This is a genomic window from Archangium violaceum, from assembly GCF_016887565.1.
Classification (GTDB): domain Bacteria; phylum Myxococcota; class Myxococcia; order Myxococcales; family Myxococcaceae; genus Archangium; species Archangium violaceum_B.
Genome location: NZ_CP069396.1, coordinates 11,017,599 through 11,030,979 on the forward strand (window position 1 = coordinate 11,017,599; position 13,381 = coordinate 11,030,979).

General features: G+C 68.0%; 8 protein-coding genes. 3 read left to right on the forward strand and 5 right to left on the reverse strand.

What is annotated here, in order from left to right; translation table 11 throughout:
• Positions 1-42 precede the first annotated feature (42 nt).
• From JRI60_RS43810 to JRI60_RS43820, 3 genes are all read right to left on the reverse strand, one after another.
• Entirely contained in the window at positions 43-4,230 is a 4,188-nt protein-coding gene (locus tag JRI60_RS43810) for a kelch repeat-containing protein (protein ID WP_204222014.1), read from the reverse strand.
• A 549-nt stretch (positions 4,231-4,779) separates the two neighbouring features.
• Positions 4,780-5,283 (reverse strand): DUF2690 domain-containing protein, encoded by a 504-nt coding sequence (locus JRI60_RS43815; protein ID WP_204222015.1) that lies wholly within the window; start codon positions 5,281-5,283, stop codon positions 4,780-4,782.
• 111 nt (positions 5,284-5,394) lie between these two features.
• Positions 5,395-6,792, reverse strand: coding sequence for an SPFH domain-containing protein (locus JRI60_RS43820; protein WP_204222016.1), 1,398 nt, complete (start codon positions 6,790-6,792; stop codon positions 5,395-5,397).
• Positions 6,793-6,972: 180 nt separating this feature from the next.
• On the opposite strand from JRI60_RS43820, the gene JRI60_RS43825 reads away from it, so the two are divergent.
• From JRI60_RS43825 to JRI60_RS43835, 3 genes are all read left to right on the forward strand, one after another.
• Positions 6,973-8,040 (forward strand): lipase secretion chaperone, encoded by a 1,068-nt coding sequence (locus JRI60_RS43825; RefSeq protein WP_204222017.1) that lies wholly within the window; start codon positions 6,973-6,975, stop codon positions 8,038-8,040.
• 32 nt (positions 8,041-8,072) lie between these two features.
• Entirely contained in the window at positions 8,073-9,224 is a 1,152-nt protein-coding gene (locus JRI60_RS43830) for an endonuclease (RefSeq protein WP_204222018.1), read from the forward strand.
• Between the two features lie 301 nt (positions 9,225-9,525).
• Positions 9,526-11,760 carry a cytochrome P450 gene (locus JRI60_RS43835; RefSeq protein ID WP_204222019.1) on the forward strand — a complete coding sequence of 745 codons (2,235 nt, stop codon included), beginning with the start codon at positions 9,526-9,528 and terminating at the stop codon, positions 11,758-11,760.
• An 18-nt stretch (positions 11,761-11,778) separates the two neighbouring features.
• On the opposite strand, the gene JRI60_RS43840 is transcribed toward JRI60_RS43835, so the two are convergent.
• The gene (locus JRI60_RS43840) at positions 11,779-12,426 is read right to left on the reverse strand and encodes a TetR/AcrR family transcriptional regulator (protein WP_204222020.1); all 648 of its coding nucleotides are present in this window, start codon (positions 12,424-12,426) and stop codon (positions 11,779-11,781) included.
• A 245-nt stretch (positions 12,427-12,671) separates the two neighbouring features.
• The gene (locus tag JRI60_RS43845) at positions 12,672-13,349 is read right to left on the reverse strand and encodes a hypothetical protein (RefSeq protein WP_204222021.1); all 678 of its coding nucleotides are present in this window, start codon (positions 13,347-13,349) and stop codon (positions 12,672-12,674) included.
• Between the last annotated feature and the right edge of the window lie 32 nt (positions 13,350-13,381).

The window sequence follows — 13,381 nt, forward strand, 5'->3', positions numbered from 1 at the left end:
ACGCGGGCCCCGGGGACGCCCGTCTCCGGGCCTCAGTGACCGTTACTGCGTGGCGAAGACGAGGTCATCCACGTCGGTGAAGCTCCCGACGGGGCAGGAGCTCGCGCTGCCTCCGTAGCGGAAGACGCCACGCACCGCCTGCATCGTGCCCGCCGGGAGCGTGTACGTCGCCGAGAGCACCCGGCTCCCGCTCGCCGTGGGGGTGATCGTCCCGATGTACACCCAGCTCGGGTTGCTCGCGTCGGCGGCGTAGTACAGGTCCAGCTTGTCCGAGTTGTAGCTCGAGTACACCCAGGCGGTGGCCTCGATCTTCACCGTCTTGCCCGGCGCCATGGCCGAGCCATCCTCCGTGCCCACCCGCAGCCGGTCCAACGACTCGTCGCTGTGGTAGCTGCCGCCGGTGCCATCGGCGCACGTGCCGCCGAGGGTGTTGGGCTGGTTGGGCTCGGGGCCGAGCTGGGCCCGGCCGTTGATCAACGTGCCCGAGTCGCACGAGGGCCCGGGCGTGGCGCACTGGGGCGCCTTCAACGTGGCGTTGTAGGTGGCCGTGGGGCCCGGGGGAATGACGGCGTTGTTCACCGTGACCGTGACGTTCGAGCTGTAGCCGATGTTGCCAGCCGAGTCATAGGCCCGGGCGGAGAGGGTGTAGCTCCCGTTGGCCACGGCCGTGGTGTCCCAGCTCACCTGGTACGGCGCATAGTAGACGGTGCCGAGCAGCGTGGAGCCGGCGTAGAACGCCACCCGGTTGACCCCCACGTTGTCCGAAGCGCTGGCCGTCACGTTGACGCTCCCGCTCAGCGTCGTGCCCGCGCCCGGCGCCGTGAGGGACACCGTGGGCGGCATGACGTCCGCGGTGCTGGTGGTGACGGGGAAGACCAGGTCGTCATAGTCGTTGTAGTTGCTCGTGACGCACGTCGACGGGGAGCCTCCGTAGCGGAAGACGCCGCGCACCGCCTGCTGCGAGCCGGATGGGAGCGTGTACGTCAGCGAGAGCACCTGCGCGTCCCGCGCCGTCGGTGACACCGTGCCGATGTAGATCCAGCTCGGGCTGGTGGTGCTGGCGCTGTAGTACAGGTCCAGCTTCTCGTTGCCCAGGCTGACGGACCAGACCGTGGCCTCGATCTTCGCCGTCTTGCCCGGTGCGAGCGCCGAGCCGTCCAGCGTCGACACCTTCAGCCGGTCCAGCGACGCGACGTAATAGTGGTAGGTGCCGGTGATGACACCATCGGTGCACGGGCTGCCGGCGAGGGTGTTGGGCCGGTTCGGCTCGGGGCCGACGTTGCCGATGCCGTTGAGCAGCGTTCCCGAATCGCAAGCCCCCGCCGGGCTGGAGCACCGGGGGGCCTTGAGCGTGGTGTCGTAGCTCGCGCTGGCCACGCTGGAGATGTAGAGGGTCACCGTGGCCACTCCGGACTCGAGCGTCCCATCACTCGCCTTGTACGTGAAAGTGTCGGAGCCGGTGTAACCGCTCGCCGGGTTGTACGTGAGGATGGAGCCGGAGCCGGAGAGCGTCCCGTGCGCCGGGTTGGACACCACCGTGTAGGTGAGCGTGTTGGAATCCCCATCCGAGGCCACCAGGCCCACCGGGGTGGCCGCGCTCGCTCCGGCCACGACGGTGACGTTCTGCGCCACCGGCGCATCGGGCACGGACGTCACCGTCAGGGCGACGGTGGCCACGTTGGAGACGTTGGTCCCATCACTGGCCTGGTACGTGAACGAGTCGCTGCCGTTGTAGTTGGCCGCCGGGGTGTACGTCAGGTCGGGCGCGGTCCCGGAGAGCGTTCCGTGCGCCGGGTTGGACACCACCGTGTAGGTGAGGGGGCTGCCATCATGACTCCTGGCCGACAGCGTCACCGCCCACGCCGTGTCCTCGGCCGTCGTGAACGCCAGATCCTTCGCCGACACGGGGCCCGGACCGACCCGGATCACCCGCCCGCCCGTGATGCCGTTCACGCTCACCGACAGCAGGTAGTGGTCCGACTTCAGCAGGGGCATGACGGCGCTCAGCGACGTGCTCGAGATGCTGGAGAGCCCCAGGCGCGTGATGGCACCACCGCCCACCGGGATGAGCCGCACGACCGGGGTGTTGGAGGGCGAGGAACCGCTGGTGCCCGAACAGGCCTCGGAGATGCCACGCAGGCCCGTGCCACTCACGGTGAAGGGCATTCCCTGGATGACGGTGTCGGGCAGGGAGACGGTGGGGCGCCAGGCGCCGTTCGTCACCACGCCGTCGAAGAGCTCGGCCGAGGCGAGGACGGAGCTTCCCACCGCGCCTCCCACGACGAGCACCTGGCCATCGGGCAGCAGCACAGCGGCATGAGAGGACCTGCCCGCCGCCAGCGAGGCCGGGCTCGTCCCCCAGGTGCCCGTCTTCGCGTCGTAGAGCTCCACGGACGTGAGCCCCGGGCCGGTCGCCTGCTGGTAGCCACCACTCACCATCACCCGGCCATCGAGGAGGCTCGTCGCCACCGCCTGGACACGTCCCGCCGCCAGGGTGCCCGCGGCGTACCACTTGTTGAACTGGGGATCGTACCGCTCCGCCGAGGCGAGCAGCCCTCCCGCCGAGTCCTGTCCCGAGGCCACCAGCACCATGCCATTGGGCAGCAGCGCCGCCGTGGCCCCCGTGCGTGCCGTGGTCAGGCCCGTCACGGTGCTCCAGGTCCCAGCGGCTGGATCATACAGCTCCGCCGAGGTCAGGGCGCCGGAGGCACCCGTGCCCGCGGCCACCAGCACCTTGCCCGTGGACAGCTTCACCGCGATGTGTCCCTCGCGGGCCACGGCCAGCGGGCCCGTGGGGCTCCAGGTTCCCGTTTCGGGGTCATACAGCTCCACCGAGGCCAGGGGCGTCCCCGTGCCGCTCCTGCCGCCGACCACCATCACCCGGCCGTCGTTCAGCAGCGTCGCCGTGTGCCGCGAGCGCGGCTCGGCCAGGGCGCCCGTCGAGGACCAGGTCACCGAGGTGGGATCGTACAGCTCCACCGAGGCGAGCGACGCCTGGGAGGCGCCGGAGCCGCCAGACACCAGCACCCGGCCATCGGGCAGGAGCGTCGTCGTATGGAACTGGCGCGGCTCGGACATCGTGCCAGCGGAGCTCCAGGTCCCGGATGCCGGATCCACGCGCTCGGCGGAGGCGAGGGCCCCGCTATCCCCCTGGCCTCCCACCACCAGCACCTGGCCATCCGGCAGCAGCGTCGCCGTGGACGAGGCACGAGCGGCCGTCATGCTCCCCGCGGGCTTCCGAGCGGCTCCCCCCTGCTCGTACAGCGCCCCGGCGAAGCCGTTGACCAGCATCACCTGCCCATCGGGCATCACCGTCGCGGTCGCGCCCACGCCTCCCGAGCGCGGGGGCCCCTGGGTCCACGTCCCGGTCTCGGGGTCGTACAGCTCCGTCTCATAGACGGAGGAGTTCATGGTGTTGTACCCGCCGACCAGCAGCACCTTGCCATTGGGCAGCAGCGCGGCCGTGTGGCCCGCGCGCACAACGGACATCGTGCCGGCCGGAGACCACGTCCCGGTGGCCGGGTCGTACAGTTCCGCGCTGGAGAGCGCGACGGTGGGATCGTAGCCGCCGGCCACGAGCACCTTGCCGTTGGGCAGCAGCGTCGCCGTGTGGTAGCGGCGGCCCACCCTCAGGCCGCCCGTGGTGGACCATGTGTTGGTGGCGGGGTCGTACAGCTCGGCCGCCCTGGAGTAGATGGAGGCCTGGCCATAACCCCCGACGATCAGCACCTTGCCGTCGGGCAGCAGCGTCGCCGTGTGCTGGCTGTGGATGCTGGGCATGGTGCCGGCCGAGGACCACGTCCCCGTGGCCGGGTCATACAGCTCGGCGATGGCGAGGCTGGTGGAGCTCAGGCCGCCGGCCACGAGCACCTTGCCGTTGGGCAGCAGCGTCGCCGTGTGCTGTTCACGGTTGATGGCCATGGCGCCGGTGGCCGAGAACATGTTGGTGGCGGGGTCGTACAGGTCCGCGGTGCGGCCCGGGCCGGCCCCATCGTAGCCCCCCGCGACCAGGACCTTGCCATTGGGCAGCAGCGTCGCCGTGTGCCACGCGCGGTAGATGCTCATGCCGTACGGGCAGATCAGCCACCGCTTCTCGGTCGGGTCATACACCTCCGCGTTGGCCATGTAGGACGAGGAGGTCGAGCCCACTCCTCCTCCATAACCTCCGGAGACCAGGAGTCTGCCATTGGGTAGCAGCGTCGCCGTGTGATAGCTGCGGGTGTACGTCATGGCCTCTGTCTGCGAGGTCCAGGCACCCTGCGGGCTGTCAACGAATGCCGTGATCTGAGAGGAGTCCACGGCGGGAGGAGGAGTCGCTGATTCCTGGCAGGCCGCCAGCATCAGTACTCCCAGGAGTAAAGACTTCCATTTCATGAAGTGAGCTCTCATTGGTGAGGGATGAAGCCCCACCAATGACGGTTCTATATTTTTCGGCTGACATGCCGGGTAGGGGCCGTGGAAGTGGATGGCGGCGTTTCCATGCAGCGGGCTCTGGCGCCTGTCCGTCAGGGGGCCCACGGCCTGCTGTGGCGGAACGCCAGGGCTGACGGCGTGGAGCCCTTCAGGTACCCGGATTCACAGGGCTTTGCCTCGAACCGGAGGGAGTGTGGCAGGACGCCACGGGACACCGCGCCTCCCCGCCGACGAGCAGGCAGCTGGAGCACGCGGAGCGTTGGCGCTGGAGCGTTTGTCACGAGCGGAGGACCGCCGCATCGCCTACTGAATGAAGAGCCCTCTCCCTCAAGAGGGCCCCCATCCCGCCTACGCGTACGAGGTGACTCAGCCCCAGTTCGTGCAATTGGCCTGGTTGGCCCACTCAATCCAGCCGCAGCCGCGCATGTCGACCTGGCCGTCCCACATCCCGGTCCAGATGTAGTAGGGGATGGGGGCATTGCTGGGAACCGTGAACCACTGCAACACGCGTCCCCCGTAGTTGTACTCCTGGAGGACCACCTCGACGTTCTTGCCGCGCATGGCGGAGTTCGTCACCACGACGCGGGCCCAGTTGGCCTGACACCAGGCGGACCAGCGCAGCTCGACATAGCCGAGGTAGGCGCCGTTGCCCCCGGCGGAGCCGACGGCCCCGTAGATGGGGGCCTGCTGGTTGTAGACCGCCACGGAGTCGTTGTCGCAGCCGGTGGTGATGGGGCTCTTGTTGACACAGCTGCCGTTGCAGCCGCCAGCGCCCTGCTCCACGGCGCCCGTTGTGTCATCCGTCCCTTCAGTGGGTGCACCGCACGCCGCGAGGGTCAGCATCGTGATTGGCATCAGGAGCTTCTTCATGGACTTCCTTTCGTTCAGAGAAGTGGCGGCGACCCGCGGGCGTGAGAATCGCGCCCCCAGGCGCGCCAGACAAGGGTTCCAACTGAACTTCGTGTCACGAGCCGATAGAGCTCAGGGCTCCTGGCGCCCGGACTCGGGCTTGAGCGCCCCCGCGAGCGCCAACATCTGAGCCACCAGCGTGCTCAGCGCCTGACCCTCCTGGGCGCCCGCGGCCCCGCCAATGGTCACCGAGCGCAGCTCCTGGGGCTGCGGCAGCTTCTCGGCGATGGCGGGCAGCAGCTCCACCAGCCTCGCCTGGAGGTTCGCCGGGGTCAGTCCGTTGAGGATGCGCTGGCGGTCGTCCTGCAACTCCAGCTCCGCGCGCGCCTGCCGGTTGGCCGCCGCCCGCTCCGTGTCCAGCACGTCGATGGCCGCCAGGGCCTGGCGCTTGCGCTGCGCGGCCTCCACCTCCTGCTTCAGCTTCGCCAGCTCCGCCTCCACCGCCAGCCGCGCCTTCTCCAGCTCGGCGTTCTGCAGGGCGGTCTGCTGATGATCCAGGGCCAGCTTCCGGGCGTCGTCCTCCTCGCGCTGCTGTCGCCGCATGCGCTCGGCCTGCTCCCGATCGTAGGCCTCCGCCTCCTTGCGCGCGCGCAGCATCGCCAGCTCGCCCTCGCTCTCCAGCCGCATCCGCTCGCGCGCCTGCTCCACCTCCTGCTCGCGGTGGGCGATGGCCTCCTCCGTCTCGAGCGTGGCCAGCCGCGCCACGCGCTCGCGCTCGGCCCGGAAGGGCTTCTGGAGGCTCTCCCACAGCCGTCCCGAGCTCACCACCGCCTCCTTCACCTGCACCGTGACGATGCGCAGACCCAGGCCCTTGTCGCCGCCGCCCAGGCCCTCGGCCACGTGGCGCAGCCGCGCCGTCAGCTCCTCGATGATGGGCTGCTTGTCCGAGAGCACCGCGTCGATGCTCATGGTGGCCACCTTGTCCTTGATGGCCGCCTCGGCCTGCTCGCGCAGCTGCACGTTCACCACCCGCATGGGCTCCTCTGCGTCCGTGAAGTCGAGCTTCTTGTAGGCCGTGGCGAAGTCCTCGATGATCCACTGCACGTAGCCCTGCACCAGCAGCCCCTGCAGCTCGCGACAGATGCAGTGCGCGTTGATGAGGATGGTCTGCATGGCGCCCGGAACGACCAGGAACGAGTCCGTCGCCGGGTCGAAGCGGAAGGACACCCCCAGGCCGATGTGCAGGGGCTGGGTGTGGCCGCGCCGGGTGTGCACGACATAGGCGTTGGGGGGGACCACCACCGTCTTCCACCGCCAGAAGCCGGTGATGCGCACGTCCACGGCGTTGCCGGGAATCTCGCGAGGGGCCGCGATGGCGAGTGCCCGGGCGCGCTGCCCCATCGGCATCTGCGCCGGCGCCACCATCTTGCGCGCCTTCAGGTCCACCTCCACGCGCTGCTGCTGCTCGCGCACCTGGTCCAGATACTCGTTCCTCACCGGCTCGTGGCTGTTGTTGTTCGACGACATCATCGCGCGCCCCCAGGGCTCCGGAGGGTCGCCGACCATCGGCGCGCCATGAACCGGATGCTCTCCCGCGCATCTCATCACACTCCAGGCCGTGCTAACCTCCCTCCCTCTGCTAGGATTGGCTACAGCGGGCACCGCGGCCCTCTCCACCTGCCCGGGAGCTCTCAAATCTGGGGGGCTCCCATGCGGATGGACGTGAGGGTTCTGGGCGTCCTGGTGGGAATGGTCCTGGCGGGGTGGGTGACCTGGCGGTCTCCCGCCGACTCCCCGGTGGTCCCCCAGACTCCGTCCACCTCGGATGGACCCGATAGCCGTGTGGCCTCCCCCACCGCGTGGGGTGCGCCGACCGCGTCCGCGAGCCTCGATGCGCGGGAGCTCGAGCTGCGGGTGCTGGTGGCGAAGGTCCGGGCCTCGCTGGGCCGAAGCTATGAGCGTGTCTCCTCGCGGGGAGACTTCGCCCTGGCGCCGGGCCGCCTCCTCCAGGGTCTCCTCGAGCGGCGCTGTGGGCTCGTGCGGCGTCATGTGGAGGAGCTCTCCGCCCACCGGGAGCGGCTCGGTCTCACGGGTCCCGACGCCGAGGCGTTCTGCCGGGACCTGCTCTTCTCGCTGCTCCAGGAGCGGCTCTCGCTCCCCGAGGGGACGTCCCAGGCGCGCTTCTGGGAGTCCCTGGAGCGGGTGGACGAGGCCGCCACGCGGCATGTCCTCGGGAATCCGTCCGCTTCGAGTCGCGAGGCGTTCCACGCGGCCTACGAGCGCTTCCGGCAGGAGCGCCGGGAGCTGGTGGGCCCGGACGTCGAGCGGCGGCTCTTCGGACTCTCGGACGAGCTGGTGCGGCTGCCACTCCAGGTGGACGCGCTCGTCAACGACCCCGGTCTGACCCCCGCCCAGCGGATCGCCACCTACGAGGGCGCGCTCCAGCACGTCGAGCAGGAGTACGGCGTCGCGCTGGCCTCGGTGGTGGAGCCGCTCGACCTGGCGAAGAACGCCTTGCGGCTCCACGAGACGGCGGGCGCTCTCGGGCCCGCACAACGACAGGCCATCCTGGAGCAGTACGCGGGCCCCGAGACCACGCGGCGCTACCTCGAGCACCAGCTGGAGCAGCAGGACCGGGACGAGCGCCTGCGGGCCTTCAATCAGGAGCGAGATCGACTCCTGGAACAACTGACCCGCGTGGGCCTCACGCCGGAGCAGCTGCGCGAGCGCATGCCGGGGATCGACCAGCAGCTTTTCGAGAAATACCACCTGCAGTAGGACCGACCGCGGGCGCGCGGGGGAGCCAGCCCATGAAGTCGCACAAGAACCACGGAAATCACCGCCTGCTGCCCGCGGTGGTGGCGTTGCTGCTCGGGGGCCCGGTGTGGGCCGGGTATGATGCCTATTACTCGAACAACCCCAAGGCCTGGTACGACGAGATGGAGGAGGACGAGTACTTCAATCCGTCCCTCACACCCGGCTGGCAGCTCAACGAGACGTGCAGTGACTCGGGCTTCTTCTCGGTGGCGTCCTACAACATCTTCCACAACGTGCCCTTCGTCTACGACTTCGGGGACGAGATGGAGCAGAGCCTGGGGAAGGTGACGAAGTGCGCGGACGTCGTCCTGTACCAGGAGGCCTGGGATTATGACGACATCATCGAGGACGGTCCCAAGCAGAACATGGCCTCGCGCGGCTTCACCCTGCTCACCCCCAGTGGCTATTACTGTGATGACACCTGGGATATCGAGAACGACTGCAGCGGCCTGGTGATGTTCTACAAGAGCGGCACCACGCTGGTGAAGCAGTTCACCCTCCAGCCCTTCACCGATGTGAACGGGGTCGACGTGCACAAGGAGAAGGGGGTCTGGGGCGCCCTCTTCGCCAAGGAGGGGAAGTATTACTATGTCTTCGACACGCACTTCACCTACGGGAACAAGGGGCACCTGGAGGGAGACGCCGCCTCGGACGCCTCGCGCATCTCCAACATGAAGCAGTCGTTGGCCTACATTCGCAACCAGGTGAACGCCAACACGACGAGCTATCCACCCTCGGCCATCCTCTTCGGGGGCGACTTCAACTCGGACTTCGCCAGCAACACCAGCGCCTCGCGAGGCTATCAGCTGCTGGTGCAGGCCTCCGCCCAGACGTCTTTCCATGAGCCCTATGACTATGCCGTGATGAGCGCCGTGATGGGTGGCTACGAGACCGCTGGTTTCCAGTCCAACTGGGTGGGCGGCACCGTGGACGCGGGTCCCAATGGCATGGCCACGGGAGTGAAGGCGGACTACGACACCGTGCTCCTGGGGAAGCCCGGGGCCTTTGGGGGTTGTGCGCCCGCCCAGCTCTCCTACAGCGGCTGGGCTCCCGCGTGGAAGACGACGACCGGCGTGCGCAAGTGGCCCTTCTATACCCACTCCGATCACTACGGCCGGTGGATCCGGGTGAAACCCGGCTGTTAGGGCTGCGCAGGAAGTCCTGCTGCTCCACGTTGAACTGTAGCCCTCAGCAGCCCTCCTCGACCCCTCGGCTCCAGCCCTCTCCCTCAACACGGCTCCCATCCCGCCTATACGCGTCGAGGGGCTGGAGATGCGAGACACTCCGGGGGGAGGTGTCCGATAAGAGGCGCCCCTCGCGGGACTGTTCGTTGTCCGCGTCCCGGCCCGATGAGAAAGCAGGGTCCTCACTCCGCTGACGAATGGCGCGGGCCCTCCCCGCTGACGCCACGCGCTTCTTCGCCAGCCACCGCTTCGAGAGACAGCCTTGCAATCTCATCGAGAGTTCCTCCTCAATCCCTATCCCTGGTATGCGGAGATGCGCCGCGACAAGCCCGTGTGGGAGGATCCGGAGACCGGTGTCTGGTATGTCTTCCGCTACAACGACGTCCAGCGCGTCTTCTCGGATCCCGCCTCCTTCTCCTCCCGGATGCCTTTTCCGCCGGAGCGGCCGTACTTCACGGACACGATGAACTTCTCGGACGCGCCGCGGCACACCGAGCTGCGCTCGCTCATCCAGAAGGTCTTCACGCCGCGCTATGTCCAGGGGCTGGAGCCCCGCGTGCGCGAGATCGTCACCGGGGTCCTCGATCGGGCCGAGGCCGGCCATGAGGGGGAAATGGACCTGATCGAGACCTTCTCGGGTCCCATCCCCGCCACGGTCATCGCGGAGATCCTCGGCGTTCCCGTGGAGGACCAGGACGACTTCCGCCATTGGTCGGACCAGATCCTCGAGGAGACCCGGGCGGAGCGCGACAACAAGACCCTCTCGAAGTACGAGGGCATGAGGGCCATGGCCGCCTACGTGGAGAAACTGCTGGAGCGCAAGCGCGCCTCGCCCGGTCAGGACGTGATGAGTGGTCTCGTCCAGGCCCACGACCAGGGCGCGCAGCTCTCCACCCGGGAGCTCGTGGACTTCGGCATCCTGCTGCTGCTCGGCGGCCATGAGACCACGACGAACCTGCTGACCAACATCGTCCGCACCTTGAGCGAGCACCCCCAGGTCATCGAGCAGGTGAGGACAAATCCCAAGCTCCTTCCCTCCCTGACCGAGGAGGTGCTGCGCTACCGCGCTCCCGTTCAGACCATCGGCAGGACCAGTACCCGGGAGATCGAGGTGGCGGGAACCGTCATCCCCGCGGGGCGCCTCGTCCTGCCCGTCATGGGCTCGGCCAACCGGGACGAGACCCGCTTCGACCAGCCCGACGCTTTCATCGCCGAGCGCAATCCCAAGGGACACTTCTCCTTCGGGCACGGCCTGCATGGCTGCATTGGCGCCGCCCTCGCGCGCTTGGAGGTCAAGGTCGCCATTCCCCTCCTGTACGAGCGCTTCCCCGACCTGCGCGTGGCCTCCCTGGAGCCCCACGCCTACGGAATGCTCGGCGCCAGCCACATGTCCGTGGTGTATACGCCCAAGCCGCGCGCCCGGCCCGTGCCGTCCGTCTCCCCGAGTGCCGCTCCCCAACCCGGTCAGGTGCGGCTCACCGTGAAGGCCGTGGACCGGCTCACGCCGCACGCCGTGCAATTGCGCTTCGAGCCCACGCTCACCCCCATCCCCTACCGCGCTGGGCAATATCTCACGCTTGAGGTGGAGCTCTCGGGACAGAAGTACTTCCGTTGCTACTCGCTCACCAGTGTCCCCTCGCTCGACGAGGGACTGGCCATCGGGGTCAAGCGCACGAAGAACGGGCCCGTCTCCAACTTCCTCACGGGGGCCGTGAAGGCCGGTGACACGCTCACATTCTCCGCTCCCGCGGGCCAGTTCACCTGCGAACCGGAGCCCGCCGGCCGCCGGCACCTCGTCCTGATTGGCGGCGGAAGCGGCGTCACCCCTCTCTACGCGCTCGCCCGCAATCTGTTGCACCACGAGCCTGGTAGCCGGGTGACGTTCATCGATTGCAACCCCGATGCAGACAACATCCTCTTCCGGGAAGAGCTGGAGCAACTGCGCAAACGCCATGCCCCCCGGTTCCAGCTCACTCACGTGCTCGAGCACGCGGACCCGGCCCTCCACGGGCCCGTGGGACTGCTCACCCCGGAGCGCGCCGCCGAACTGTGCTCACTCTTCACCAGTGGGCATCCCGAGGAGGCCAGTTATTACCTGTGTGGCCCGGGTGGATTGATGGAGAACGTGCACCAGGCCCTGGAGCGAGTGGGCGTGCCCAAGGCGCAGGTGTTCTCGGAGAAGTTCGTCGTCAACAGCACCCTGACGGACCTGGCGAACGAAGTGCGCCGGGTGGTCCTCGTCCGGGGCACCCGGGAGATCCCCATCATCGTGGAGCCAGGACGCTCCATCCTCGAAGCGGCCGAGGCCCACGCGCTCAGCGCGCCCTACTCCTGCCGCATCGGGGATTGCGGCACCTGCAAGATGAAGAAGCTCGGCGGGAGCGTGAGGATGAAGAGCCTCGAGGGGCTCACGCCGGAGGACGAGGCCGAGGGCTGTGTGTTGCCGTGCGTGGCCTATCCAGACAGTGACGATGTCCGCATCGAGTGGCCAGAATGAACTCCTCTCCTGGAGCGCCTACTGAGGCACGCCCTCGCCCGGCGCGAAGAGGAGGGAAGAGCCCGAGAGGGCCAACAACCATTGGCCCATCTCCTTGGCGGAATAGGGCGGCTGCCCCCGTCCCAACCACCATTCCAGCACGCCCATGAACGCGGAGGCCAGGAACCGGCTCTGGATCTCCGCTGGAATCGCATGGTCCCGAGCCCGGACGCGTTCCTCCAACATGGGAAGCATCAGCTTCTCGATGTAGCCCCGCATCTGGATGGCGTGGGCCCTCATCCCGCTGCGCCCCAACAGGATGTGGTACAGCTCCGCGTGCGCCGCGGCATGTTGAAACCAACGCATGATGGCGTCCCAGATGGGCTCCTGGGAGGAGCCCTCGACCGGATCCACCTTCCGCGAGAACTCGTCGAGCATCTCCTTCATGAGCTGGGTGAGGAACGCGTCCTTGTCCTGGTAGTGCAGGTAGAACGTGCTGCGGCGGACCTTCGCGCGCGCGGTGAGTTCCCGGACGGAGATGGAGTCGAACTCCTTCTCCTTCAACAGCGCGAGCAGCGCCTCGCGCAGCATGAGACGGGTGCGGCGCACGCGCAGGTCGTCTCGCGGCGCCGCGCTCTTCTTCGAGGGAGACTGGCCCAGAGCCCGCGCGCGTTTGTCCAGACTCATCTCCCATCCGCTCCGTTCATTTCAAGGTCAGCAGGGCTCCCGTTACCATGAGGACGCTACGGTAGAGGCTTCGGGCAGGAGGGGAGCAATGACGCGACAGAGGGCCGCATACGCCCTCTCGCCCTCGAGCGTGGTGCCGATCGCCAGGTACACCTTGAACCGCGTCGAGGTCTTCCAGCGGATTACTGAGGGACGGCTGACGCACGCCAAGGCTGGCGAGATGCTCGGCCTCAGTGCTCAACCGCCTAACGTTGCGGACCCTCTCGCAGAAGCGCCTTGAGGTCCTCGTTCTCGAGCGTGCGGTTCCCGTTCCAGCTCTTGTCCAATCCGACCCGAAGCATCGCCCGGCCGAGATCAACCGAGTTGATCCCCAGAGCCGGAATCACCTTGAGAAGCGGCGCAAGGAGCCAGCGGGTCGCGCCGGTCGGTTGCATCGGGAGAATGGCGGCCGGACGCACGTTGACGTGGCGGGCCAGCTTCAACTCCGCCAGCCCATCTTCGGCTTCGGCCTTCACCCGTGCCCACATCATTCGGGACGTGCGCTTCGTCCCCGCACCCGAGAGGTAGACAAAGCTCGCGTGAGGGCTCTCTGCGAGCAGCGTGCGGGCGGCGGCCAGGGCGTAGGTCACGTGGATCTCGCGGTACTGGTCTTCTCCCTTGACGTTCCTCACCGACGTGCCGAGGCAAAACAGGCAGCAGTCCACTCCCCTTAGTTGCTGAGCAATGCCGCCCAGATTGGCGAAGTCCGAGCAAATGACCTCGTTGAGCTTGTCGTGAGACACGCCCAGCGGCCGACGTGTGACGGTCCGGACCTCCGACACGCTGGGCTCTGCAAGGCATGCATGGACGGCACCGGTGCCGGCCCTGCCTGTCGAGCCGAAGACAACGACGACGTGTCCCCGGCCGGTTTGGTTCTGAGTCATCGTGGTGCTTCCTCCCATCAAGGTACCGCCTG